Below are 24,902 nucleotides of genomic sequence, written 5' to 3' on the forward strand. Positions count from 1 at the left end.
CGGGCGCGGCGGGTCGGGCACCATGCCGGCATGACCGAACCCACCGACGCCCCCCTGCCTCCGATCACCTGGGACGACTTTGCCCGGGTGGAGCTGCGCGCCGGCCGCATCGTGGCCGCGGAGCCCTTCCCCCAGGCCCGCAAGCCGGCCTACATCCTGCATGTCGATTTCGGCCCCGCGCTGGGCGTGCGCAAATCGAGCGCCCAGATCACGGCGCTCTACACACCCGAGACACTGGTCGGCCGGCAGGTCGTGGCGGTGCTGAACTTCCCGCCCAAGCAGATCGGCCCGATCCGGTCGGAGTGCCTGGTCACCGGCTTTCCCGATGCCGACGGCCATGTCGTGCTGTGCACGCCCGCACAGGAAGTGCCCCTGGGCGCGCGGCTGTTCTGAACGGGCCGCCGCGGCAGCGCAGCGGGCACTGGGCCGCTCCTACTCGATGCGCACGCCCGCCGCCTGCACGATCCGCCCGGCGGCCGCGGCGTCGTCCCGGAGCAGCTGCTGGAATTCGGCCGCAGTCAGCGTGCCGGCCTCCACGCCCACGCGCGCCAGACGCTCCTGCACCACCGGGTCGGCCAGCACCTTGCGCACGGCGGCGTTGATGCGCTCCACCTCGGCAGGCAGCGTGCCGGCCGGCGCCAGCAGGCCGAGCCAGGAATCGAACGCGTAACCCGGCAGGCCGGACTCGGCCACCGTGGGCAGATCGGGCAGGAAGCGCGAGCGGGCCGTACCGGAATAGGCCAGCAGCTTCACGCGCGGATCGCTGCGCAGGGGCAGCATGCCGATGGTCGCGCCTGTCACCACCTGCACGCGGCCGGCCAGCAGTTCGGTGGTGGCGTCGCCCGTGGACTTGAACGGGATGTGCTGCAGCTGCACGCCCGCCTGCGCCGCCAGCGATGCGGTGGCGAGGTGCGACGCGCTGCCGTTGCCGGCCGATGCGTAGTTCAGTACGCCGGGCTGCGCCCGGGCTTTCGCGATCAGGTCCGCGATGGAGGTGATGCCCGAGGATGCCGGCACCCCCACCACATAGCCAGTGCGGCCCAGGAACGATACGCCCACGAAGTCCTTCACCGGGTCGTAGGGCAGCCGGGCATAGAGATGGCTGGCCAGGTGGTGGCTCGCGGCCGCGAGCACCAGGGTATTGCCGTCCGGCGCGGCGCGGGCGACCTGGGCCGCGCCCACCGTGCCGCCCGCGCCCGCGCGGTTGTCCACGACCACGGTGGCGCCAAGCGCCTGGCCCAGTTCGTTGCTGAAGGTGCGGGCCACGGTGTCCTGCGTGGCGCCGGCGCCGAAGGGCACGACGATGCGGATCACGCGCTCGGCATGCGCGGTGCCAGACAGGGCCGCCAGCACGGCGGTGGCGGCCGCGGCGGCCAGCAGGCAGCGGCGTCGCGAAGGAAAGGAGGAGGAGGAAAAGGCCATGGCTTCAGGTCAGGTCCGGTCGGGGTGGAGCCACCGTTCGGCCAGCCGCACGAAGTAGCGGGCGCCGGTGGCGAGGATGCCGTCGTTGAAATCGAACGATCGGTTGTGGATCAGGCATGGCCCGTCGCCGTGTCCCGGCAGGCGGTGCTCGCCAGGACCGTTGCCGATGAAGGCGTAGCAGCCGGGGCGCACCCGCAGCATGTGGGCGAAGTCCTCGGCGGCGAGCACGGGCGGGAAGGCGTCGTCCACCGCGTCCGGTCCCGCGATCTCGCGCATCACGTCCGCGGCGAAGGCTGCTTCTGCCGGGTGGTTGACGAGCGGCGGCGAGGCGCGCGTGAAGCGCACGTCGGCCGTGCAGCCGTGCGCCAGCGCCGTGTGCTCCGCCTGGCGCCGCAGCGCGGTCTCGATGCGGTCGAGCGCATCGAGAGAAAAGGTGCGCACCGTGCCGCCGACCCAGGCCGTGTCGGGAATGACATTGGGGGCATCGGAACCCTGGATCTGCGTGACCGCGAGCAGCGCCCGGTCGCGGCCGTCCACGTGCCGCGCCACCAGCGTCTGCAATTGCTGCGCGAGGTCGATGGTGGCGGCCACCGGGTCGATGCCGGCGTGCGGCTGGGAGGCATGGGCACCGCGCCCCGCGAGGGTGACACGCCAGGTGTTGCTGGATGCCATGAGCGCGCCGCCGTTGAGCGCGAAGGCGCCCACGCGCTCGAGCGCGAAGTTGTGCAGCGCGAAGACGGCATCGCACGGAAAGCGCTCGAAGAGCCCTTCCTCGATCATGCGGCGCGCGCCGGCCTTGCCCATCTCCTCGGCCGGCTGGAAAATCAGATGCACCGTTCCCGCGAAATCGCGCGTGCGGGCCAGGTGCCAGGCCGCCGCCAGCAGCATGGTGGTGTGGCCGTCGTGTCCGCAGGCATGCATGCGCCCGGCATGCAGCGAGCGATGGGGAAAGCGGTTCTCCTCGTCGAGCGGCAGCGCGTCCATGTCGGCGCGCAGCCCGATGGTGCGCGTGCCCGATTGCCTGCCGCGCAGCACCCCCACCACTCCGGTGCCCGCGATGCCCTCGTGCACTTCGTCGGCACCCCATTCGCGCAGCCGCGCGGCCACGATGGCCGCGGTGCGGTGTTCTTCGAAGCCCAGTTCGGGATGGGCGTGCAAATCGCGCCGCAGGGCCACGAACGGGGCCATGTCGGCAAGGCTTTCATCGAGGGGGGTGGGCAAGGCGGGCGTCTCCGGTCCGCGACACGCGCCATGCGAAGCACCGGCTGCGTGCGTGCGGTGCGCCGGACCGGCAATGCAGGGACGAAGTGTCGTCGGGGAAAAAACCACCGATTCTGGAAAGACACGAGCGTCCGGCCAACTGCGGAGATCGCATAAGCAAAAGCGTTTTCCGATGTCCAGCGGCGGTCGCCACCGTAAGAAACGGCCCACGGCGCCTCCTGCGCTGCACCTACGCGGCCGGCGGGTGCGGCTGCCAACAATCGGAAACCTTCCTTACCGTCGCGCTCATCGCCTCCGGTATTCGCCCCCAATCAAAGGAGTTCCGCCATGCAGACTGCCACCCTTCTTCGCACCGCCACGGCCGTTCTGGCTCTGGGAGCGCTTGCGGCATGCTCGTCCACGCCACCCCCCACCGACCAGATGGCGGTGACCCGCACGACGGTCAACCGCGTTGCCGGCGAGCCGCAGGTCACGGCCAACGCGCCCGTGGAACTGCAGCGGGCCCGCGACAAGCTGGCGGCCGCGGAGAAGGCCATGGCCGACAAGCAGTACGACATGGCCCGCCGCTACGCAGCAGAGGCCGAAGCGGATGCCCGCGTCGCGGAGACCAAGGCCGAAGCCGCCAACAACGCCGCCACGCTGCAGCAGGTGCGCACCAGCATCCAGTCGCTCCAGTCGGAAATCACCCGGCGCGATCCCGCCCCCGCGGTCGCCCCCGGTGCCGCCGTCGTGCCTGCCCCGATGCCCGCGCCCATGCCGGCACCCGCAGTACAGCCCCGGCCGGCCGCCAACCCGACCGCCGTGCCCGGCATGCCGGTGCCCCCCAACCCGGTCCCCGCCCGCTGAGCCCCGACCGAACGAACGAACCCGACAGGGAGAACCACACCATGCGCAATACCCTCCGCCGATCCACCGCCCTCGCCGCTGCGCTCGTTACCGCAGGCCTCCTGGCCGCCTGCGCGACGCGCGCCCCGCTCGATTCGGTCGAAACCGCCCGCATCGCCGTCAACCGCGCGGCCAATGACCCGGCCGTCGTGCAGAACGCCCCGCTGGAACTGAAGGCGGCCACCGACACGCTGGCCCGCGCGGACCGCGTCTGGAGCGACAAGAACGACGCAGCCGAGGCCAACCACCTTGCCTATCTCGCCACGCAGCGCGCCGACATCGCCTCCAACGTGGCCCGCTCGCGGGTACTGGACGCCGACATCAAGAAGGCGGGCACCGATGCCGAGCGCCTGCGCCTGACCAGCGAAGCCGACCGGGCCCGCATGCAGGCCGAGGCGAATGCCCGCAGCGCCCAGCAGGCACAACTGCAGGCCGCCAGCGCCGAACAGCGTGCCGCCGACAATGCCGCCCGCGTCCGTGCGCTGGAAGCGCAACTGCGCGACATCGAGGCGCAGCAGACCGAGCGCGGCCTGCTGGTGACGCTGGGCGACGTGCTGTTCGCCTTCAACAAGGCCGAACTGTCCGCCCAGGCCGGGCCGCGGCTGGACAAGCTGGCGAACTTCCTGCGCCAGTTCCCGGACCGCAAGCTCATCATCGAAGGCCATACCGACAGCGTGGGCGGCGACGCCTACAACCAGAGCCTGTCGGAGCGTCGTGCGCAGGCCGTGCAGAGCGCGCTGGTGCAGCGCGGCGTCGCGCCGGACCGCATCACCGCCCGCGGATACGGCAAGACCTACCCGGTGGCCGACAACAGTTCGCCCGAGGGCCGAGCCATGAACCGGCGCGTGGAAATCGTCATCGCGGACGACAAGGGCAATCTCCGGGGCCGTTGATCCCGGCCCTGTCCAGCCCTCACCGCCCTGTCGGTACGTCCGCGCCGGCAGGGCTTTTTTTCGCGCGGCGCGGCGCTGCCCGATACTGCACCCCATGACCGCCCAAGACGTCCTGCATTTCTGGTTCGAAACCACCACCCCCGAGCAATGGTTCCGCAAGGACGACGCCTTCGATGCGGCCATCCGCGAGCGCTTCGCAACCTTGCACCGCCAGGCGTCGCTGGGCGAGACGTGGGAATGGCGCACGGATGCCGCGGGGCGGCTGGCCGAGGTGATCGTGCTCGACCAGTTCTCGCGCAACCTGCTGCGCGGGCAGGCGGCTTCGTTCGCCCAGGACGGCATGGCCCTGGTGCTCGCGCAGGAGGCCATCGCGCAGGGCCTGGACGCCGAACTGCCACCGCCCCGGCGCGCATTCCTGTACATGCCGTTCATGCACAGCGAGTCGGCGCGCATCCAGGCAGAATCCGTGCGGCTCTTCACCGCGCTGGGGCAGCCGAACAACCTGGACTACGCGCTGCAGCACCAGGCGATCGTGGACCGCTTCGGCCGGTTCCCGCACCGCAATGCAGTGCTGGGCCGCCAGACCACGGCGGAGGAGGCGCTGTTCCTGCAGCAGCCAGGCAGTTCCTTCTGACGCTCCGGCCCCGCGCACCAACGGGACCACCGGGATAAAGGCGTGCCCTCCGCATGGACTTTGGGCATTCCGGGTTGCAGACACTGTAAATTAATACAGTGTCCACCTTATCCAAGCTCGCCATCCTCGCAGACGCCGCCAAATACGACGCATCGTGCGCCTCCAGCGGCACGTCGGCGCGCAACTCCGTGGGCGGCAAGGGCATCGGATCGACCGAGGGCATGGGCATCTGCCACAGCTATGCGCCCGATGGGCGGTGCATCTCGCTGCTCAAGATCCTGCTCACCAATTACTGCCAGTACGACTGCCTCTATTGCGTGAACCGCGTCAGCAGCAACGTGCCCCGCGCCCGCTTCTCGGTGCAGGAGGTGGTGGATCTCACGCTGGACTTCTACCGGCGCAACTGCATCGAAGGGCTGTTCCTCTCCAGCGGCATCATCCAGAACCCCGACTACACCATGGAGCGGGTGGTCGAAGTGGCCCGGGCGCTGCGCGAGGACCACGACTTCCGCGGCTACATCCACCTCAAGACGATTCCGGACGCCGCCCCCGAGCTGCTGGAGCGCGCGGGCCGCTACGCGGACCGGCTGAGCATCAACATCGAGCTGCCCACCGAACAGGGCCTCGCGGCCCTGGCGCCCGAGAAGGACGGCACCGCCATCCAGCGCTCCATGGGCCGGCTCGCGGTGCACATCGACGAAGCCCGGCAGGCACGGGCGCAGCAGCAGGGGCCGCGCGCCGGCACGGAGCGCATCGTCTCCCTGCCCGGCCGCGCCCGGCGGGCCGAGGCGCCGCGCTTCGCGCCGGGCGGGCAGAGCACGCAGATGATCGTGGGCGCGGACGGCGCGGACGACCGTACCATCCTGGCCACGAGCGCACGGCTCTACGGAGGGTTCGGCCTGCGCCGCGTGTACTACTCCGCCTTCAGCCCCATTCCCGACGCCCCGCGCGCCCTGCCCCTGGCCGCGCCGCCGCTGGTGCGCGAGCACCGGCTCTACCAGGCCGACTGGCTCATGCGGTTCTACGGGTTCACCCACGACGAGATCGTCCCGCCCGCGCCGCGCGGCGACGGCACGGACGGCATGCTGTCGCTGGACATGGACCCCAAGCTCGCCTGGGCCGTGGCGCACCCGGAGCATTTCCCCGTGGACCTGAACACCGCGGCGCGCGAGCGGCTGCTGCGCGTGCCCGGCCTGGGCGTGCGCACGGTGGAGCGCCTGCTGGCCGCCCGCCGCGTGCGCCGGCTGGGCCATGCCGACCTGGGCCGGCTGCACGTGCCCCTGTCCCGCGTGCTGCCCTTCGTCTGCGTGGCCGACCACCGCCCGGCAGACCGGCTGCGCGACCCGGCACGCCTGCGCGCCTGGCTGTCGCCGCAGCCGTCGCAAGCCCGCCTGTTCGCATGACCACCGGCAGCACCGCGCACCGCACCGTCGTCCTGCAGCACCCTGGCGACTGGCAGGGCTTCCGGGCGGGCGCGCGCGCCTGCCTGCATGCCGGGATGGCGCCGGAACAGGTGGCCTGGCAGGTCGCCGGTGCGGTGGAAGGCGATCTCTTCGGCGCTGCCGAAGCCCGGCACGCAGCCGGCGGAGCGCATGGCGCCGCGCCACCACCCGGTCCGGAAGGCGCAGGGGGACCGGCCGGCACGCCCGTGCATGTGCCGCGGGCCTTCGTCGCGCTGTGCGAGAGCGCCTGCCTGCACCGCGATCCGGCCCGCTTCGCCCTGCTCTACCGCGCACTCTGGCGCATGTCGCACGAGCCTGCGCTGCGCCACGACCCGCTGGACGCGGACATCGCGCGCGTGCAGCGCATGGCCGCCGCGGTGCGCCGGGACATGCACAAGATGCGGGCCTTCGTGCGCTTCCGCCCGGTGGACGATGGCGGTGCGGGCCCGCTGCACATGGCCTGGTTCGAGCCGGACCATTTCATCGCGCAGGCCAATGCCACCTTCTTCGTGCAGCGCTTCACGCAGATGCGCTGGGCGCTGCTCACGCCCGAGTGCAGCCTGCACTGGGACGGCGCCACGCTGCAGACCGGACCGGGCGCCACGCGCGCGGATGCGCCGCCTCCCGATGCCGGCGAAGCCCTGTGGCTGACCTACTACCGGCACACCTTCAACCCCGCGCGCCTCAAGCTGGACATGATGCGGCGCGAGATGCCGGTGCGCTACTGGAAGAATCTGCCGGAGGCCGCGCTGATCGGCGAACTGGCGCAGGGTGCGGCCGAGCGCAGCGGGCGGATGGTCGAAGCGCCGGGCACGGTGCCGCGCCGGCGCATCGCGCAGGGCCGCGCCAGGCGCGGCGCCTGATACACAGCCACACAGCCGGGGGCCAACGCCCGGGCACAGAGCGCCGGTGGACGTGGCCGGCCCGGCCGGCCTTACTCAGCGACGGTGCGGATGGTTTCGCGGCCGTTCTTGTCCTTCAGCCGGCCCAGGTCGGTATCAATGGCGCGGGCCAGCTTTTCCACGGCCGCCATGAAGGCGTCGGCGACCTTGTCGGCGTCGGCGTTCACGGCGATCGGCTGCCGGCCGGCGAGGCGCGCCTCGGCCACGCAGCGCTTGTCGCCTCCGCCGGACTTGCCGGCATCAAGGTCCGACAGGTGCACTTCCACCCGGGTCAGGTGGTCGCGAAAGCGCGCCAGCCGGCTGGCGGTCTCGGACTGGACCCACTGGACGAGCGACTCGCCGCCCTGGATGTGTTCGTCGTGCTGGACCTGTACTTGCATGGATGCCTCCTCGGTGGGAACGAAAGAAAGTGCTGTTACCCCGAGAGTCGCGGCGGCTGCCGAAAATGCAAGAGCTGACCGCCACGGCTGTGCTTCCAAAGGTGACGGAACACGCAACAGGGCACGAAGGGCTCGAGGCCCTGGCGAGCGGGCGGCGGGTTCCTACAGCAGAGCCGCGCGGGATGGGCTAAAAATTCCCCATGCTTGATGCCCCCCCCTTCCGCGGCACGCCACCCGCGCGGCGTGCCACGGCACTCCCGGCCGCCCAGCGGCTCAAGATCGGGCTGTCGGCCTGCTTCTCGCACGCCGACCCTGCCCGGTCGCTGTTCACCAACAAGACGCTGCAGTACGTCGAACAATCCATCGCGCACTGGATCATGTCGGCCGGCGCGATGGTCGTCATGGTGCCCTGCCCGACGGGCGAAACGGCCCGGGGCGACGTGACCCTGGCCCACTACGCCGAATGGCTGGACGGTGTCGTGATGCATGGCGGCGCCGATGTGTGGCCCGGCAGCTATGGCGAGGTGCCGCTGAAGGATGCCTGGCTCGGCGACCGCATCCGCGACCTGTACGACCTGGCCGTGGTGGAGGCCTTCGAGCAGGCGGGCAAGCCCATCTTCGGCGTGTGCCGGGGGCTGCAGCTCATCAACGTGGCCTTCGGCGGCACGCTCTACCAGGACATCGAGACCCAGCACCCGGGTGCCCAGCAGCACCGCAACGCGGTCACCTACGACCAGCACTTCCACGAGGTGGAGATCGTGCCCGGCACGCGGCTGTCGCAGCTGTATCCGCAGCAGCCGCGCATGGTGGTCAACAGCATCCACCACCAGGGTATCAAGGACCTGGCGCCCGGCTTCGAGATCGAGGCCTGGAGCCATCCCGACGGTGTGCCCGAGGCGATCCGCCGCAACGCCCACTCCGGGCGCGGCTACATCGCCGCGACGCAGTGGCATCCGGAATTCTTCAAGCCGGGCGCTTCGCAGACCATGGACGACGCGCCCATCCTGCATGACTTCCTGGCGGCCTGCATCCGCGCGAAATCGCGGCCTGCGCCCGGTCACAGCCCGTTCCGTATCCGCGACCGCGCGGCCCGGCTGCTGCGCCAGGCCCTGCTGCGACGCTAGCCGCGACCGGGCGGATGCAGCTCGGCCGTAGCGCAGGCCGATGGCTGCGGCCAGCGCTTTCTCTGGAATTCCACCTATACGCAGGCATTCCCATCGCTCTTAACATGTTGTACAACAGCATGACAGAGGTGGCTTGATCCACCCGGGCTTCCCGCAGGAAGCTGCTTTTGAGGGGCAGGGCAAAAACGCCACGGACGGCGGCGAGCGGTACCGACCGCAGCTTCCGCACCGGTTTTTTCTGTGGAGGAGAAAGCGATGAAAGCGACATCCACCCATTCGGCACCACGGCGGGGCCAGGTTGCCGGGCGCAAGGCCCGCACCCTGGCAGCCGCAGGCGTGTTGGCGCTGGCCGCAGGCGCCGCGCCACTCGGTGCCGCCACCCTGTCCGGCGTGCTCGGCGCGCGCATGATGCTCACCTCCGGCTGCGTGATCAACGGCGGTCCGGGAACTGTATCGGGCGCGGATTTCGGCACGCTGGACTTCGGCTCCCGGCCCGCGACCTTCGTGGGCACGGCCACCGCCACGGCCAGTGGCGGCGAAGGCGGCGCGGGCGCCACGCAGATCGTGTGCTCGCCCGAGATCACCGCGTTCAGCATCACCATCGACGGCGGCACGCATGCCGGTCAAGGCGCAGGCATCGGCACGGGCACGCGCGCGATGTCCAACGGCAGTGCCTTCCTTCCGTACGACGTGTACCGCGATCCGGGCCACACGGTGCCCTATACGGCGGCGACGGCCGTCACGGGCATCGCCGTGCCGTCGGCCGGCAATCCGTTCACCCTGCCGATCTATGGCCTGGTGAACAAGACCAATGCGGTGGCGCTCCCGGCGGGCCTTTATACCGACCAGCTGCAGGTCACGCTGACCTTCTGAAACAGAGGATCGCCGGGGCCTCCGGCGGCGAGGGAGATCTTTCGATGCCACATGCCATCCGCGTCGCGGCGTGGTGCGGGCGGGCTGCCGGCCGGCCGGCAGCGCGGCCTTCGGCCGCTCCGCTGCTGTGCCTCGTCACGCTGCTGCCGCTGCCCGCGGTACCCGCCACGATACCGACCACGGCCACCCTGACGGTGAACGCAGCCATCGTGCGCGGCTGCCTGGTATCGGGCGCTCCGGGGCAGGTCACGGGCGTGAATTTCGGCACGATCGACTTCGGCACGCACTCCGCCGTGCGCACCGGCAGCGAGACGCGGCTCGCCGGCTCCGGTGCCGGCGGGCAGGCACTGATCCAGTGCACCCCGGGCACGGCCGTGCAGGTGGCGGCGGACGCCGGGCAGAACGCGCAGGGCAGCCAGCGCAGGCTCTCCAACAATGCGGGCGCCTATGTGCCCTACGCGCTGGCACTGGCCACGGCCCCCGCCACGGCGCTCGTCCCGAACGTGCCCGCCGGCCTCACGCTCGGCAGCAGTGCCGCCGCCCTGCCGCTCCAGGGCACGGCCACGTTCCCCGGATTCGGCCTGCCGGCAGGCGTCTATACCGATACGGTACAGGTGACGCTGTCATGGTAGGTACCGGTCCGCCGTCCCCCCTGCGCGGCCCGGACCGCAGGGCCTGCCTGCGGCTGGCGGCCACGGCGCTGGCTTGGGCACTGCTGCCCGCCTTTCAGGGAACGGCGCACGCGGCGGCCCCGCTGATGATCTGGCCAGTGGATCCCGTCATCGCGGGCGAGCAGCGGGCCGTCGCGCTCTGGGTGGAGAACCGGGGGACCGAGCCGGTGGCCATGCAGGCCAGGGTGTTCGCCTGGCGCCAGGAAGAGGGCGACGACCGCTTCACGCAACAGCAGGCCGTGGTGGCGAGCCCGCCCATCAGCCAGATTCCTCCGGGTGCGCGGCAGATGGTGCGGCTCATCGCGACCCAGCCCGTACCGCCCGGGCAGGAACAGGCCTTCCGGGTGCTGCTCGACGAATTGCCGGCGCCCCCCGCCGGCCCGGGAGCCATGCAGGGCGCCTCGCGGGCTGCGCCTCCCGCCCAGTTCGGCGTGCGGCTGCAGATCCGCTACGCGATCCCGCTGTTCGTCTATGCCCCCGGCACGCTGGGGCCGCGCATGCCCGCCACCCACGCGGACCTGCTGTCCTCCCTGGCCCCCGGCGACACGCTGGAGCCGGCCCTGCGCTGGAGCGTGGACCGGAGCCCGGACGGCAGGCAGCACCTCGTGGTCCACAACACGGGGGCCGGCCATGCGCGGCTCACGGCCGTGCGCTGGCAGGCCCCGGGCCGGGACGGGCCGGTCGTCACGCCAGGTCTGCTCGGCTACGTGCTGCCGCACAGCCAGCGGCGCTGGGTGCTGGACCAGCCACCGCCCGCGAAGCCGGAACTGCTTGCCACCATCAACGGACGCGAGGCGTCCCTTCCCCGTGCCGAGCCATGACACCGCGGGCCACCGCCCTGCCCCGGCGCATGCCCGCAGGCTGGCGGCACTGCTGGCCTGCCTGCCCCAATGGCTGTCTGCAGGCGACCTTCCGCCGCCGCCAGCCGCCACGGGCGCGTCCACGGAGGCCACCGCCCTCTACCTGGAGGTGGAAGTGAACGGCCGGCCCGGGGACGGGCTCGTGGCGGTCCGCCAGCGCGGATCGCATTTCGAGATCGATGCGGCCACGCTGCGGCGCCTGCACGTGCAGACCGACCAGCCCGACGGCATGCCCGTGGCCGTGGACACGCTGCCGGGCGTCTCCGTGGCCTACGACAGCCTCGCGCAGCGCCTGCGCATCGACGTGCCGGCGCAATGGCTGCCGATGCAGCGGCTGGCCGGGGAATCGCCGGAGGATGTGGCCCTCTCCCGGGGCACCGGACTGCTGATGAACTACGAGTTCTACGCCACGCGCACCCAGGGCCGCACGGCCGCCTCGCTGTGGTCGGAGCAGCGCTTTTTCGGCCTGCACGGGGTGGTCTCCCACACGGGCGTGCTGCGCCGCGTGGACGGCGGCAGCGGCAACGGCTACCTGCGCTACGACACCGCCTGGACAGATATCGATGCGGGCAGCGCCACGGCCTGGACGGCGGGGGACCTGATCACCGGCGCGCTGCCCTGGACCACGCCCGTGCGCCTGGGCGGAGTGCAATGGGCGCGCAACTTCGCCGCGCGGCCCGATCTGGTGACGTATCCGATGCCCGAGTTCGCCGGGCAGGCAACCGTGCCGTCGGCGGTGGATGTCTTCGTCAATGGCTTCCGCGCGAGCCGGCACACCGTGCAGCCCGGCCCGTTCACGCTGGGTGAATTGCCGGCCGTGAATGGCGCCGGCATGGCGTCCGTGGTCACCACCGATGCCCTGGGCCGCCAGGTGGTGACGTCCGTGCCGTTCTACGTGAGCAGCCAGCTGCTGCGCCCGGGGTGGACCGACTATTCGGTTTCGGTCGGGGCACTGCGGCGCGGCTACGGCCTGCGCAGCTTCGCCTACGGCCGGCCGCTGGCCGCGGGCGTGCTGCGGCGCGGCGTGACCGACGCGGTCACGGTCGAGGCCCAGGCCCAGGCCGCCCGTGGCCTGGGCGTGCTGGGCGCGGGCGGGCTCGTGCGCTGGGGCACCCTGGGCGTGTTCAACGCCTCGCTCACCTACGGCCGCGCGGTGCCCGGCGACACCGCGCTCCCGGACCGCAGCGGCGGCTGGCAATGGAGTGCGGGCTACCAGTACAACACGCCGCGCGGCGGGATCTCGCTGCTGGAAACGCGGCGCCTGCACGGTTTCGGAGATGCCGCGGACTACGGCGGCAGCCTGCAGCCATCCCGCCTCAGTCGGCAGGTGAATGCGAGCCTGGTGGTCGGTTCCGCGTCGCTGGGCGCGGGATGGGTCGATCTGCGCGACGCGGGCACGGAGCGCAGCCGGCTCGCCTATGCCAGCTACAGCACGCCCCTCGGGCGCGACGCCTTCTTCTCGCTGACGGCGGGCCGCACCGTCGAGACCGGGGAAACCCAGGTCCGCGCCCAGCTGACCTACCTGCTCGACCCGCTGCTGACGGCGCAGGCCGCCGCGGCGCATACCGGCGGGCGGACGCAGGGAGAACTGGGGCTGCAGCGCAGCCTGCCGAGCGACGGCGGCTTCGGCTGGCGCATCGGCCAGACGCGCGGCGGCGGCCCTGCCGGTGGCACGGGCGGCAACTACCGCCTCGCGAGCGCGCAATACCAGGGTCGGTATGGCATGGTGCAGGGCGGCCTCTTCGGCGCGGCCGCAGACACCACGCACTGGGCGGGCGCCTCCGGGTCGCTGGGCGCCATGGATGGCTACGTGTTCGCCGCCAACCGCGTCACGGACGGCTTCGCGCTCGTATCGACGGACGGTGCGCCCGGCGTGCCGATCACGGTCAACCACCAGCCCGCGGGACGCACAGACGGGCAGGGCTACCTGCTGGTTCCCAATGTTCCGGCCTACTATCCCGCGCGCTACGCGATCGATCCGCTGTCGCTTCCGCCGGATGTGCACACGCCCGCACTGGAACGCCGGGTGGCCGTGGCACGGGGCACGGGCACGCTGGTGCGCATGCCGGTGCTGCGCATGCGCACGGCCACCCTGACGCTGGTGGACGCGGATGGCATGCCGTTGCCGCCGGGCAGCGCCGTCGTGCACGAGCAGGGACAGGTGCCCACGGTGGTGGGGTGGGACGGCGTGGTCTATCTGACCGCGCTGCAGACGCGCAACACACTCGCGGCCCGCACGCCCGACGGGCGGGAATGCCGGGCCGCGTTCGATGCCGCGGAGCACGCGGCGCAACGCGACCTGCGCGTGGTCTGCCGCGAGGGCGGAGCACCGCCTTCCGCAGCCAATGCCGCTGGGGAGGCACTGTGACCGGCGCTGCACGCCCGGCACGGCAGCCGCGGGGCACCGCCCTGCCGCTGGCGGCCGCAGGCGTGCTGGCCGCCCTCTGCCGCACGGCATCGGCCGATTGCGTGAACAGCGAAACCGGCGGCAATCTCGGCACGGTGCCCTCGCAGCGCGTGCTCTCCGGCCCCGCCGTCACCACCACGGCGCAGTTCACGCTGGGGTGCGGCGGCATCGTGCTGTCCACGCTGGGCACGCCGACGGTGCAGGCGAAATTCGTCAGCCCCACGACCGGGCTCACGCTCAAGGACGGAGCGAAGCCGGCCATCCCTTACCAGATCACCGACCTTGCGGGCACCAGCTACACGCAGGGCCTGCTGGTGATCAATGCGAACGGCGCGAACCTGGTAGCGCTGCTGAGCAACAACACGGCGTCGCTGCCGCTGCGCATCGCCACCGCGGTGGGCACGAACGTGCCGGCCGGCACCTATACGGACACCGTCACCGTGAACTGGACCTACGCCAACATCTGCGAAGGCCTGCTCGGCGTGGGCGGCCTCTGCGTGGGCACGCCGCGCAATGGCAACGTGAACCGCCTGCTGACCGTGCAGCTGGTGGTCACGAACGACTGCACCCTGTCCGCGCCGAACGTGCAGTTCGGCTCCGCCCCCCTGCCGGCGGCTTTCCCGGCGGTGTCCGGCAATGTCTCGGTGGTCTGCACGCGCGGGCTCTCCGTGACCGTGGGGCTCGGCCCGGGCACCTATCCGTCGGCCGGCCGCAGGCAGATGGCCAGCGGCGCGAACCGGCTGGCCTACGACCTGTTCCGGGCGGACGGCAGCCTCTGGGGCACGGCCGCGGGCACGCGCACGGCCGGAACGGCCATCACGGACGGCACCACGCCCATCGTGCTGCCCTACACGGCGCGCATCTACGGCGACCAGACACCGCCGCCACCCGGGGTGTACCAGGACAACGTGGTGGTGGACGTGGAGTACTGAACCGTCTCAGTGGTGGTGGCCGTGCCCGCCATGCACGTGGCGGTGGGCGACCTCATCGGCCGTGGCGGGCCGCACTTCGGTCACCTTGCAAGAAAAACGCAGGGCCTGGCCCGCCAGGGGATGGTTGCCGTCCAGGTGCACGACCGGGCCCTTGATCTTCACCACATTGAAGAGCTGCGGCTGGCCGTCGTCGCCGACGCCACGCAGCTGGCCGCCCACTTTCACGCCGGGCGGGAATTCGGTTTTGGGGATGGTGCGCACCAGGCTCTCGTCGCGCTCGCCGAAGGCGTCCGCCACCGCCAGCTCGACGGTGGTGACGAAGCCGGGGGCCTGGCCGTCCAGCGCCGCCTCGACCTTCGGGAACAGGTTCTCGTAGCCGCCGTGCAGGTAGGCCACGTGGCCCGAATCCAGCGGCTTGCCCTCGGGGCTGGTGATCTTGTAGCTCAGGGTGACGGCGGTGTCCTTGGAGATATTCATGGCGGCAGGGGCTGGCGGTACGGTGGAGTCGGAAGAAAAAACGTGCGCCGATTGTCCCGCATCGCCGGCCGGCAGCACACGCCGCCGGCCCCGCGCCCGGTGCGGGATCAGGACGCGATCGCCTCGGGCACTTCGTCGGCGGGCTCGCCCGGCCGCCGCGCGAAGCGGCGCGGCTGCGGACCGTGCACGGGCGCGCCATCGCCCCAGGGCCAGCCACCGAACTGCGTGCGGCGGTAGTCCGCCAGCGCCTGGTGGATCTGCGACTCGGAGTTCATCACGAAGGGGCCGTACTGCACCACGGGCTCACCCAGGGGGCGGCCCTGCAGCAGCAGGAATTCAGCGGCCTGTTCAGCGCTGCCGTTCACCAGTTCCACCGCGGCGCCTGCGCGCAACTCCAGCGCGGCATGGCCCACGGCCTCGCCGGCCACGCGCACGCCCTCGCCCGCGAAGTGGTAGAGCATGCGCCGCGTGCCTTCCCCCGCCGCGGCGGGCAGGGTGTAGCGCGCACCGGGCGCGAGCCGCAGCGTCCAGATCGCCACGTCCGAGGCATCGCGCGCGGCCCAGGAATGCGGGGGCGGCGCGAGCGGCTCGGCATCCGCTCCGGGCACCCGCCCGGCGATCACGGTCAGTTCGGTGCGGCGCCCGGCATCGTCGGTGGACACCAGGCGCGGGATGTCTCCAGCCCAGAACATGGTGAAGTGCGGCGGCACCATCTTGTCCGCCGCGGGCAGGTTGAGCCAGATCTGGAACAGTTCGAGCGGGTTGGGCTGCTGCGCGTCCAGCAGCGGGAACATTTCGGAATGCACGATGCCCTGGCCCGCGGTCAGCCACTGCACGTCGCCCTGTCCGAAGCGGGCGGCAGCGCCCAGCGAGTCGGCATGGTCGATGAGGCCGGTGCGCACGATGGTCACGGTCTCGAAGCCGCGGTGCGGATGGGGCGGGAAGCCGGGCACCTCGTCGCCGTGGTACATGCTCCAGCCGTCCTTGCGCGAGAAATCCTGCCCGATCTGGCGGCCCGTGAGCGGCGCGTCGGGCCCCAGCCGGCCATTGCCGCGCGGGTAGGCATCGTCGTGGTGGGCGCAGAAAAGGAACGGATCCAGCGTGGGCCAGAGCGGGCCCAGGGGCTGGCTGCCGAGCAGGGGGGAGGGGGTGGACATGCGTGGATTCTCCAGAAAAGCTCCGGAACACGTGGGGGTGTCCGCGGCAGTCCCAAGGCCCGGTGCGTGCAACGGACCGGCGCATGGATGGAACGATCGTTGCCGCGCCGTCAGTGCAGGCGGCGCCGGACCGCGAAGGGATCCTGCAGCGGAAGCTCCAGTCCGCCCGACACGCCGTCGATATCGCGATGCAGGAAAACCGCCACCGCGGTGTCCTCAGGCCACAGCGCCGTACCCTCTTTCGCCACCGCCGCATCGAACACCGCGCACACCTCCGGATGCGCCAGCGCCTCCGGATGCCGCTGCGTGTCGAAAGCCGCCACCTGCAGGCTGAACAGGCCCTGCATGCCGCTGCGGGCGTCCGATTCGCTGTATAGCAGATGGCGGCCGTATCCGCGCTCGCCCATCGCGGAGGCCGCGTACACGGAGGGGTCGAACCCCTGCCCCTGCAGCAGTGCGGGCAGTTCGCGTGCCAGGGCCGTGCGCAGGTCGCCGCCGTCCACCCGGACCGCGCCGGCGACCTCGCCCGACAGCCATGCTGCCACGGCCGTATCCAGCGCCCGCTGGTGCTGCTGGTGCGCGGCGATGGCGGCCGGGCTGCCCGGCTGCGCATACACCGCCGGCAGCCGCGCTTCGGCCCGGCCGAGCCAGCCCTGGTGCCCGTGCCACGTGCCGCGCGGCACGGCGGCGCCCACCATGGCATCCAGCGACAATCCGCCGTCCGCGGAGCGGCTGGACGTGGCGATGCGGTAGGCCTCGGCCAGCAGCGGATCGGGCGCGTCGCCCGACGCTTCGAGCCGCTGCATGCCGGCCTTCCAGTAGTCGGCGCTCGGCCCTCCGTAGTGCTTGCCATCGCGCACGAACCCGCCCTCGCCCGCGATGAAGAAGGCCAGCCGCCCGGCGGTCAATCCCGCCTCGTCGCCGAACGCGCGCCGCAACGACTTGGCGCCGTCGGGGTTGGTCTCGAACAGCAGTGCATGCACCGTGCTGCCGTCCTGCAGCGTGACGGGCCGCACCGCCGGCTGGTACATGAGGCTGGAGCGGGGCCGGCCCTGCGCATCGGGTGGCGCGCGCAGATCCGCCTCCGCGCCGATCTCGCGCGTCAGCAGCACGGTGAGCAATTCCTCCGCGCGGTCGAAGGGCAGCTTCAAAAGCGTGCCGGGCACCTGCCCGCCAGGGGACGGCGCGATGGACGCCACGGCGCCGGGATGTTGCGGCCGGCCCCGGTACTCCGTGCTCGCCACGAAGTCCATGCCGTAGTCGCCGATGCGCGCGGGGACCGTGTCACGGCCTTCCTGTACCTCGTCCTGGCTGGCCTTGCCCAGCTCCCGGTAGTTGTCGGTGCGCAGCGACCAGTGGCCGAACACGGGAATGAAATCCAGCCCTTCGGCCTCGACGTGGCTGCGCAGTGCATGCACCGCGGCCGCCAGCGTCTCCCGCTCCCGGGCATTCAGCCGCTGGCGCTGCGCGGGCGGCAGCATGGCGATGCGCTCCCAGGCCGCATCGGACAGGGCTGGGCGAGCCCCGGCGGCCGCCTGACCGGCCGCACCGATCACCGACGGCAGTACGGCGGCACGTGGCCGCGGCCCGCCCGATGCCTGCGATGCGGCCCTCGGCACAGACCGCCGTGGTACGCCGGACCCGGGCAGCATGCCGGAGCGGCCGGACGTTGCGGAGGTGCCGGACGACGACGCCCCCCCGTCTCCGGCCGGGACGGTGATGGCACGTGGGGAAGATGGAGGCGTGATGGATGGAGAGGAAACCATGATCGGGGCGAAAAGACGTGAAGATGGAGGAAACTGTGCGGTTCCCTTCCATGGAATCCCGATCACCGGCCGAAGCCAGGACATGCAACCCGAAGCCATGCACGTGCCATGCGCTCCTGAATGTGGCTGACAACTCGAAAAACGGATATGCGGGCGGCCGTCCGCTCAGGCCTCGCATAAGGAGGCATGCGGGTCAGCCCCCGGGCCGCTTCAGTCCGCCAGCGGCTGGATCAGCTCCGTGCGCCACCCGCCCGGATCGCTGCCGGTTTCCGGCCCGGTGAGGTAGCGCTCCCACACATCCTCCGCCGGCCGTACGCCCTGGGCGCCGATCCACCGATGGAACGTCTCCCAGGCCTGGGGCAGGTCTTCGTAACGCCCGCGGTACTCGGTGCGCGCCACGCGCATGGCGGGCCACTCCCCGGGCTGCAGGCCACCATCCGGCCCGGGGCCCACGGGCTTGTCCACGGGCACGCCGAGGTGGAACTCGAAGGTATCCGTGGGGCGTCGCAGGTGGTGGGTGAAGAGCGGCCCGGCGGGAGAGACGCCCTGCGCGGCCAGGGCGTCCATCAGGGCGCGCACGCTCCGGCCCATGACCTGCTGGATTTCCTCGCGCGTGCACGACACGGGCCAGAGCGCGGCCGGCTGCGCCTCCATCTGGACGATGCGGGGGGTTTCGATCATGGGGACACCTCCTGGGAAGAACCGCCGGCCTCCGGGACGTCGGCACGCGCGGGGGGAACCATCTGCACCTGGCGCACGGGCACGCCGAACTGCACGCCCAGCGCACCCAGCTCGCGCAGGATCGCGAGATTGATGGCCTGCTGCACGTCCATGTAGGCGTTGTAGCCCGCATCCAGCACGATATAGACCACCTCGTATTCGAGCGCATTGGCGCCGAAACCCTTGAGGTGTGCGCGGTCGAAGCGCACCTTGTCCTGTGCCTCGATGATGCGCCGCACCGCCTGGGCCACGGCCTCGGCCTGCGCCGCGGTGGTGGCGTAGCTCACGGAGAAGGTGAAGACGATGCGCCGCTCCTGCAGGTAGCGGTAGTTGTTGATGGTCTGCTTGAGCAGGTCGGTGTTGGACATCACGATCTGCTCGCCACCCAGGCTGCGGATGCGCGTGGTCTTCACGCCGATGCGCTGCACCGTGCCCGCCACGCTGCCCACCACGATGAAATCGCCCACCTCGAAGGGCTTGTCCACGGCGATCGCCAGCGAGGCGAAGAGATCGCCCAGCACGTTCTGCACGGCCAGCGCGATGGCGATGCCGCCCACGCCCAGGCTCGCCACGAAGGCCGTGATGTTGACCCCGAGATTGGCGAGCATCGCCAGCACGATGGTGGCCCACAGCAAGGTGCGCAGCCCCCAGGACATCAGCGTTCCCGAGGCGCTCACCTGCACCGACGGCGTCCCCAGGTGCCGCGCCTCGTAGCGCCGGATCGCGATGCCGATGGCGCGCGTTCCCCACAGCGCCATCTGCAGCGCCAGCGCGATGAACCAGAGCTGCCCCACGCGCGCCTGCCAGCGCGGCGCCAGGTCCAGCATGCCCACGCCGACCAGCAGCGCCACCAGCAGGATCAGCAGGTGGCTGGTGCCGCCGAGCACTTCGGCAGCGACGGCTGCCACGCTGCCCGCCCCCTCGCGCCCCTGCGCCGCACGCGCCTCCGCGAGCCGCCGGGTGCGCCGCTGCGCCACGCCCAGCAGCAGCGTGATGCCCAGGTACACGCCCAGCGCCGAGGCAACGGCCAGCGCGATGCTCGACAGCGAGAGGCCCCAGACGGTCTCGTCGCGGAGCCAGGACAGGAGGGAGGCGGTGGAGGGGGTGTCGTTCAGCATGCAACTCCTTGCTCGATGGCCCGCTCCGCCTCCCGCGGTGGGGAGTTGCCGGAGCGGCGTCGGTGGAAGAAAAATGGAAGGAAAAGAAAGGGAATGCGGCAGCGGCCCGCGGCCAGGGCCCGGCCATCCCGCTCAGGATGGCGCCGGCACCCGGAGGTCCGGCCATGCCGGCGCCTCCGCGGCGGGCTCAGACATCGGCCGCGATGGCCGGCTCGCCCTTGCCCAGGGCATCCAGGGTGACGTGGATCTGCGGAGCGTCGATCAGATCGGGCCGCTCGCCGCCCACGTCGGCCAGCGCGGTGAACTGGCCGTCGAGGAGTAGGAAGGTGATCGCACCCACGATGGCGGCCAGCGCATGTTCGGGCGATTCGAAGCCGCCCGCGGCGATCTTCTCGTCGGCATCGAGCTGGTAGGCGTAGCCGGTGCCGTCGCGGTCCAGGCGGCCCAGGTCGATGAGCTTGTCCTTCACATTGCTCGCATAGACGCGGCCGTTGGCCGCATAGAACGTGAAGGGCACGGCGGTGGGCGCGGCAGCGGCAGCGCGGACGCCGGCGGTGGGGGCGGAAGACTTCATGGCATGTGTCCTGTGCTGGTGGTGCCGCGGCGCCGTGGGCGTTCGGGGAAGCAGCCGGAACCGGCATGCGGCGGGGCGGGCCGCGCAGCAGCGGCTGGAGCCATCCTAGGCACGCAGGGCGCCGCTGGCTGTAGGAGGAGGCGCCACACGGCCAACCCACCCTTCGCGCGATCGTCAGTGCGCGCCCGGCCCGGGCACTGCCTGCGCGCCCCGCGCTTCCGCCAGGGCCGCCACTTCGGGTGGAAACCACCGGTAGCCCCTGCTGAGCACGTCGCGGTCGGCCCGATAGCCCTTCCAGTCGATGCGCAGCAGCTGCACCAGCGTATGGCCCGTCCAGTCCGCGCGCAGCGGACGCCGTTCCAGCCCCTGCGGGGCCAGCGGCCCGCGGCCGTTGTGCCACACGATGGCGGGGATGCGGTAGCCCGCGGGCGTGGAGGGGCTGTGCCCGGCCCAGTTGGCGCCATGGCCCACTTCCTGCCCATGGTCGGAGAGGTACATGAAGGCGCGGTAGCCGCCCGGCGTGCCGCCTTCGCGGGTACGCCGCAGGATGGTGGAGACGATGCCGTCGTGGTAGAGCACCGCGGCGTCGTATTCCTCGCGCCGGTCCCGCAGCCAGGCTGGCCTGCCGGCGCGCTCCAGGCTGGCATCCACCGCATCCGGCCGGTCGTCGAAGGGATTGGCACCTTCCGGAAAACGCAGGTCGTAATGCGGGTGCGCGCCCATGAGATGCAGCACGAGCAGCTTGCGCGGCGCGGGATCGGCCAGCGCTTCCTCCAGGCAGTCGAGCACCTCGCTGTCGAGCGAGGCGCCGGATCGGCCGGGCGTGCGGTTGTTCATCTCGGTGATGTCCGCCATGCGCGCGTGCATCTGCTCGATGCCCATGTCGTCGTGGTTGCTCATCCACCAGACCTTGTAGCCGGCCGCGCGCGCGATGGCCAGCGCATGGTGGGGATGTGCCGCATCGGGCTCGCCGAAGCGGAAGAAATTGCGCAGCGCGGGCAGCGTGGTCGCATCGGCCGACCAGGCCTGGCGGAAGGCCGTGAACGCCTCGCCCAGCACCGCCTGCTGCGCCTGCAGCCCCGGCGTGGTGGGCCGGCCATAGCCATAGAGCGACATGTTGTCGCGGTTCACGCTGTCGGAGATCACGAGCACCACGAGCGCGGGCCCGTCTTCCGCCATGAAAGGAGCATCGGCGCGCGCGCGTTCGAGCAGCGCCTGCCGCGCGCCCTGCTGCCCGGCCCAGTCGGCGCGCACGTGCTCCACCTTGTCGCCCCACTGCACCCAGAAAAGCACCGGGTGCAGCCGCCGCCACGGCTTGCTGGCATAGGCCGCGGCACCCGACAGCATCACCGCGCCGCCCAGCCCCCACAGGGCCGCGCGGCGGGCGCGCGACGGCGACCGGGGCCGTGTCCGGGCCGATGGCCCCGGGCTGCGCAGCCCCCGCGACAGGCAGGCAGCCAGGACCGCCGCCACCGCCATCACGCCGCATGCCGCGAGCAGCGCGGCGCGCCAGTGCATGCGCAGGTATTCCGTGCCCTCTCGGGCATTGGTATTGGCCACGGCACCCAGCACCATCGCGCTGTCCGGTGCGGCCTGGTAGGCGTCCAGCAGATAGGCGCGTGCCACGCCGTCGAGCGCGAACGCCATCGCCCAGGTCCACAGCAGCGCGGCCCGCAGGCGATGCACCCAGGCGCGGCGCACGGGCCAGAACAGCCAGGCGAAGGGAGGTGCAGCCAGCGCCACGAGTTGCGCCACGCGCTTGCCGTCGTGGCCCAGCACGATCAGGCCCAGGGCCAGGAGGCAAATCAGTACCAGGGGGAACCATGGACTGCGCAACAGCGCACGCCCACGGGACACGAACCAGGAGAGCGAAAACACCATGGATCCGCAAAAACGCGGCATTGTGCCGCGCGCGCAATGCCCCCTCGCCACGGTCGAGGTATTGGTGGATTGCGGCCGCCCCGTAGCAGCCGGCACGGTCCGAGGGTCAGCGCCGCTGGCGCCCGGCCCACCAGCCGTAGGCGATGCCTGCCACGCCCAGGGCCGCCACCAGCCCCAGCGTGCCGGCGCGGCGCTTGCGGTGTCCGCCGGCCACTGCCGTGCCCTGCGAGGGCGCGAAGAGGTTGCCGTCGCTTTCCGGCTCCGGGTGTGCCCGGGCGAGGCCCCAGTCGGACAGGCAGCGCATCCAGCGCGCCACGGTGTCCGGCGCCACCGCGTGCGCCATCCGGCCGGGCAGCGCCCCGAGGCCCATCCAGGTCACGGAACGGGGGCGCAGGGCCCTCGACAGCCCTACCACGGTGTCGGCCACCCGGTGCGGATCGACCATCGGCAGCGGCGGCCGGATACGCCGGCCTGTGTAGTTGGCACCATGCGAGAGACCTGGCGAATCGACGAAGGTCGGCGCCACGTCGCAGACATGCACGTGCGGCAGGTCGGACACCTCGGCGCGCAGGCTTTCGGACAGGCCGCGCAGGCCGAACTTGCTGGCGGTGTAGGCCGCAGCGTAGGGCGCCGGCACCCAGCCGCCCAGGGAGATGAGGTTGATGAGCCGGCCCGCGCCGCGCTCCCGGAAATGCGGCAGCACAGCGTGCGCGCCATGCAGGTGCCCCAGCAGGTTGGCCTCCAGCACCCGGCGGTGGGCCTCCACGGGCACCTCGTCGAACCGGCCGATGGCCCCCACGCCCACGCCGTTCACCCAGACGTCGATGCGCCCGAAGTGCCGCAGCGCCTTCTGCGCGAGCACGCGCACCGCGGAGGCATCGGTCACGTCGGTGGGCACGCCGATGGCATGGCCGCCGGCCTTGCGGCAGGCCAGCGCCACGGGGGCCAGGGTATCGGGGTTGCGCGATGCCAGCACCAGGCAGGCCCCGCGGCGCGCGAAGGCCAGCGCGGTGGCATGGCCGATGCCGCTGGAGGCACCAGTGATCACTACCACCGGATGTTCGGGCACGTGTGCAGCATCGGCCCGGGCCTGCGTGTCCGCGTCGGCCGTCTCGGAATCGGAGGAAGAGGGATCTTCGCGCAGGGCGCGATCGGGATCGTCGGGAAGGGGCATGGAGATATCCTGCAAAAGCGATGCCCGGCCCTTGTGGCCGGGCTCTTGCCCCGGTTGTAGGCCATGCGGCGGCACGGCCGCGTAGGACGATGCCGGACGCGCCCCTTGCCTCCGGGATCAATAACCGTTGTCCAGCGCTTCCTGCGCGGCCCTGCGTTCGGCATCGTCGGCGGCCCTGCGCTCGGCGGCGGTGGTCGGGGTGCCGTCCATCAGGCCCATGCCGCCCATGCGGCGGATGGCAGCGTCGGCCGCCTCCGCCATGCGGTCGAGCGCGGCATAGTCCTCGAACCCGCGCAGAACCGCCTCCAGCTCGCTGCGTGCAGCAGGTGGCAGGTCGTGCTGCTGCAGGGCCTTGCGGAGCATTTCGGCTTTCGGCGCCAGTTCCTTGAGGGGGCCGAACTCGGCGCGCGCACGGTGCAGGGCGGCCGCATTGCCCTGCAGGGCATGGGCATGCGCGCGCAATTGGCCAGGACTGCGCAGCATTCCGGCATCGACCGGGACCGAACGTGCATGGAACGCTCCCAGCAGGCGCATCTGCCGCGAGCCGGCGCGGTCGGCGCCGCTCAGGATGTTGTTCATCAGGATGATAGGCGCACGCTCCTGCTTGAGCGCCTCGATGGCGTCGTCGGCAGCGTCCGCCGTGTCGTAGTCGCCCTCCTCCTCGGCCGCACCGCTCAGCATGACCAGGTCGTTGATTTTTCTGGACGAAGCATTGAGTCGCTCCTGCAGCGCCTTCGCCGCCTCGGCCACCTCGGCCGCATGCGACTGCTGCGTCCGGCCCGGACTGGCTGCGGATACCGCGTGGCGGTGCAAGGCCGCCTCGCCGTGGCGTTCGGACCGTGCTCCGGATGCGGAGGGCCTCGTACGGGCCGACTGGGGCGTCGCTACCGGCTCCGCCGCCATGGCAGCAACGTGCTGCAGGCCGACCGGCGGCCGGGCGGCCGCCTCGTGCGATACCTGCCCCGGCATGCGCTGCATGCGGGCCGGCGAAGTGCCGGCAGCAGATGCTTTTTGTGGCGCCTGGAAATGCTGCGCCGCCATCGGATGGAGCGACGTGCCGAAGGCATGCGGAGCCGGCCGCGTCGGAGGAGGCGTCGTCCCCTGTGGCCGGGGGGCCGCGCCGTAACGCATGGGCTGCGCGTGGGCCTGCCCCTGGGGGGCGGCGTATCCCGCGGTCCCGGGCCGCGCGGTGTTGCGCGGCGCCATCGGCGCGGATTGCGGGCTGTTGTGGCGGGCACTGAGGCCTTCGGGCTGCGCATGCTGCTTGCCCGAGGAGGGAAGCCTGGTATAGCCGCGGGCCATGGCGGACAGCTGGCTGAACCCGCCCTGGACTTTCTGGGCACCCTGGTTGAACAGGCGTGTGACTGATTTCATCGTTGCGCTCCGGAT

Annotated in this window: 24 protein-coding genes; 12 read left to right on the plus strand and 12 right to left on the minus strand. The window is 71.6% G+C overall.

Features of this window, described 5'->3' with window-relative positions:
• Nucleotides 1-30: 30 nt before the first annotated feature.
• Complete coding sequence (locus tag ACGHC0_RS23585; protein ID WP_415266925.1) at nucleotides 31-393, plus strand: tRNA-binding protein; 363 nt, start codon at nucleotides 31-33, stop codon at nucleotides 391-393.
• Nucleotides 394-432: 39 nt separating this feature from the next.
• Here the strand turns inward: ACGHC0_RS23585 and ACGHC0_RS23590 are convergent, their stop codons facing one another.
• On the minus strand, nucleotides 433-1,422 hold the full coding sequence (locus ACGHC0_RS23590) for a tripartite tricarboxylate transporter substrate-binding protein (protein WP_415266926.1): 990 nt from the start codon (nucleotides 1,420-1,422) through the stop codon (nucleotides 433-435).
• A 9-nt stretch (nucleotides 1,423-1,431) separates the two neighbouring features.
• Nucleotides 1,432-2,610 (minus strand): M20 aminoacylase family protein, encoded by a 1,179-nt coding sequence (locus tag ACGHC0_RS23595; protein ID WP_415268454.1) that lies wholly within the window; start codon nucleotides 2,608-2,610, stop codon nucleotides 1,432-1,434.
• A gap of 360 nt (nucleotides 2,611-2,970) precedes the next feature.
• Between ACGHC0_RS23595 and ACGHC0_RS23600 the strand changes: the two genes are divergently transcribed.
• From ACGHC0_RS23600 to ACGHC0_RS23620, 5 genes are all read left to right on the plus strand, one after another.
• Nucleotides 2,971-3,489, plus strand: a complete 519-nt coding sequence (locus ACGHC0_RS23600) for a DUF4398 domain-containing protein (RefSeq protein WP_415266927.1) — start codon at nucleotides 2,971-2,973, stop codon at nucleotides 3,487-3,489.
• A 41-nt stretch (nucleotides 3,490-3,530) separates the two neighbouring features.
• Nucleotides 3,531-4,421: an OmpA family protein gene (locus ACGHC0_RS23605; protein ID WP_415266928.1), complete on the plus strand. Its 891-nt coding sequence runs from the start codon at nucleotides 3,531-3,533 to the stop codon at nucleotides 4,419-4,421.
• Between the two features lie 94 nt (nucleotides 4,422-4,515).
• Nucleotides 4,516-5,055 (plus strand): DUF924 family protein, encoded by a 540-nt coding sequence (locus tag ACGHC0_RS23610; RefSeq protein WP_415266929.1) that lies wholly within the window; start codon nucleotides 4,516-4,518, stop codon nucleotides 5,053-5,055.
• Between the two features lie 98 nt (nucleotides 5,056-5,153).
• Nucleotides 5,154-6,458 carry a putative DNA modification/repair radical SAM protein gene (locus ACGHC0_RS23615; RefSeq protein WP_415266930.1) on the plus strand — a complete coding sequence of 435 codons (1,305 nt, stop codon included), beginning with the start codon at nucleotides 5,154-5,156 and terminating at the stop codon, nucleotides 6,456-6,458.
• Entirely contained in the window at nucleotides 6,455-7,360 is a 906-nt protein-coding gene (locus ACGHC0_RS23620; RefSeq protein WP_415266931.1) for a TIGR03915 family putative DNA repair protein, read from the plus strand. The genes ACGHC0_RS23615 and ACGHC0_RS23620 overlap by 4 nt, the downstream gene beginning before the upstream one ends.
• 71 nt (nucleotides 7,361-7,431) lie before the next feature.
• Here the strand turns inward: ACGHC0_RS23620 and ACGHC0_RS23625 are convergent, their stop codons facing one another.
• Nucleotides 7,432-7,779, minus strand: coding sequence for an HPF/RaiA family ribosome-associated protein (locus tag ACGHC0_RS23625; protein WP_415266932.1), 348 nt, complete (start codon nucleotides 7,777-7,779; stop codon nucleotides 7,432-7,434).
• A 200-nt stretch (nucleotides 7,780-7,979) separates the two neighbouring features.
• Between ACGHC0_RS23625 and ACGHC0_RS23630 the strand changes: the two genes are divergently transcribed.
• The 6 genes from ACGHC0_RS23630 to ACGHC0_RS23655 all read left to right on the plus strand — a co-directional run bounded on the left by ACGHC0_RS23630 (nucleotide 7,980) and on the right by ACGHC0_RS23655 (nucleotide 14,646).
• Nucleotides 7,980-8,903, plus strand: coding sequence for a gamma-glutamyl-gamma-aminobutyrate hydrolase family protein (locus tag ACGHC0_RS23630; RefSeq protein ID WP_415266933.1), 924 nt, complete (start codon nucleotides 7,980-7,982; stop codon nucleotides 8,901-8,903).
• A 255-nt stretch (nucleotides 8,904-9,158) separates the two neighbouring features.
• Nucleotides 9,159-9,776: a spore coat U domain-containing protein gene (locus ACGHC0_RS23635; protein ID WP_368353237.1), complete on the plus strand. Its 618-nt coding sequence runs from the start codon at nucleotides 9,159-9,161 to the stop codon at nucleotides 9,774-9,776.
• Between the two features lie 44 nt (nucleotides 9,777-9,820).
• Nucleotides 9,821-10,408, plus strand: a complete 588-nt coding sequence (locus tag ACGHC0_RS23640) for a spore coat protein U domain-containing protein (protein ID WP_415266934.1) — start codon at nucleotides 9,821-9,823, stop codon at nucleotides 10,406-10,408.
• Complete coding sequence (locus tag ACGHC0_RS23645; protein ID WP_415266935.1) at nucleotides 10,402-11,268, plus strand: molecular chaperone; 867 nt, start codon at nucleotides 10,402-10,404, stop codon at nucleotides 11,266-11,268. Before ACGHC0_RS23640 ends, ACGHC0_RS23645 begins: the two co-directional genes overlap by 7 nt.
• Nucleotides 11,255-13,675, plus strand: a complete 2,421-nt coding sequence (locus tag ACGHC0_RS23650) for a fimbria/pilus outer membrane usher protein (RefSeq protein ID WP_415266936.1) — start codon at nucleotides 11,255-11,257, stop codon at nucleotides 13,673-13,675. The genes ACGHC0_RS23645 and ACGHC0_RS23650 overlap by 14 nt, the downstream gene beginning before the upstream one ends.
• Nucleotides 13,672-14,646: a spore coat U domain-containing protein gene (locus ACGHC0_RS23655; protein WP_415266937.1), complete on the plus strand. Its 975-nt coding sequence runs from the start codon at nucleotides 13,672-13,674 to the stop codon at nucleotides 14,644-14,646. The genes ACGHC0_RS23650 and ACGHC0_RS23655 overlap by 4 nt, the downstream gene beginning before the upstream one ends.
• A gap of 6 nt (nucleotides 14,647-14,652) precedes the next feature.
• Here ACGHC0_RS23655 and ACGHC0_RS23660 read toward each other — a convergent pair whose 3' ends face one another.
• The 9 genes from ACGHC0_RS23660 to ACGHC0_RS23700 all read right to left on the minus strand — a co-directional run bounded on the left by ACGHC0_RS23660 (nucleotide 14,653) and on the right by ACGHC0_RS23700 (nucleotide 24,887).
• Nucleotides 14,653-15,123 (minus strand): FKBP-type peptidyl-prolyl cis-trans isomerase, encoded by a 471-nt coding sequence (locus tag ACGHC0_RS23660; protein WP_368353242.1) that lies wholly within the window; start codon nucleotides 15,121-15,123, stop codon nucleotides 14,653-14,655.
• 107 nt (nucleotides 15,124-15,230) lie between these two features.
• A complete protein-coding gene (locus ACGHC0_RS23665; protein WP_368353243.1) occupies nucleotides 15,231-16,280 on the minus strand; it encodes a pirin family protein in 1,050 nt (349 codons plus the stop codon).
• Between the two features lie 110 nt (nucleotides 16,281-16,390).
• Nucleotides 16,391-17,761: a calcium transporter ChaC gene (locus ACGHC0_RS23670; protein ID WP_415266938.1), complete on the minus strand. Its 1,371-nt coding sequence runs from the start codon at nucleotides 17,759-17,761 to the stop codon at nucleotides 16,391-16,393.
• A gap of 495 nt (nucleotides 17,762-18,256) precedes the next feature.
• Nucleotides 18,257-18,727 (minus strand): GyrI-like domain-containing protein, encoded by a 471-nt coding sequence (locus ACGHC0_RS23675; RefSeq protein WP_011797611.1) that lies wholly within the window; start codon nucleotides 18,725-18,727, stop codon nucleotides 18,257-18,259.
• The gene (locus tag ACGHC0_RS23680; protein ID WP_368353245.1) at nucleotides 18,724-19,884 is read right to left on the minus strand and encodes a mechanosensitive ion channel family protein; all 1,161 of its coding nucleotides are present in this window, start codon (nucleotides 19,882-19,884) and stop codon (nucleotides 18,724-18,726) included. The genes ACGHC0_RS23675 and ACGHC0_RS23680 overlap by 4 nt, the downstream gene beginning before the upstream one ends.
• Before the next feature lie 187 nt (nucleotides 19,885-20,071).
• A complete protein-coding gene (locus ACGHC0_RS23685) occupies nucleotides 20,072-20,458 on the minus strand; it encodes a hypothetical protein (RefSeq protein WP_415266939.1) in 387 nt (128 codons plus the stop codon).
• 174 nt (nucleotides 20,459-20,632) lie between these two features.
• Nucleotides 20,633-22,339, minus strand: coding sequence for a phosphoethanolamine transferase (locus ACGHC0_RS23690; protein ID WP_415266940.1), 1,707 nt, complete (start codon nucleotides 22,337-22,339; stop codon nucleotides 20,633-20,635).
• A 106-nt stretch (nucleotides 22,340-22,445) separates the two neighbouring features.
• On the minus strand, nucleotides 22,446-23,513 hold the full coding sequence (locus ACGHC0_RS23695) for an SDR family oxidoreductase (protein WP_415266941.1): 1,068 nt from the start codon (nucleotides 23,511-23,513) through the stop codon (nucleotides 22,446-22,448).
• Between the two features lie 117 nt (nucleotides 23,514-23,630).
• Nucleotides 23,631-24,887 (minus strand): hypothetical protein, encoded by a 1,257-nt coding sequence (locus ACGHC0_RS23700; RefSeq protein ID WP_415266942.1) that lies wholly within the window; start codon nucleotides 24,885-24,887, stop codon nucleotides 23,631-23,633.
• Nucleotides 24,888-24,902 lie beyond the last annotated feature (15 nt).

Source organism: Acidovorax sacchari (genome assembly GCF_042847045.1).
GTDB lineage: Bacteria > Pseudomonadota > Gammaproteobacteria > Burkholderiales > Burkholderiaceae_C > Paracidovorax > Paracidovorax sacchari.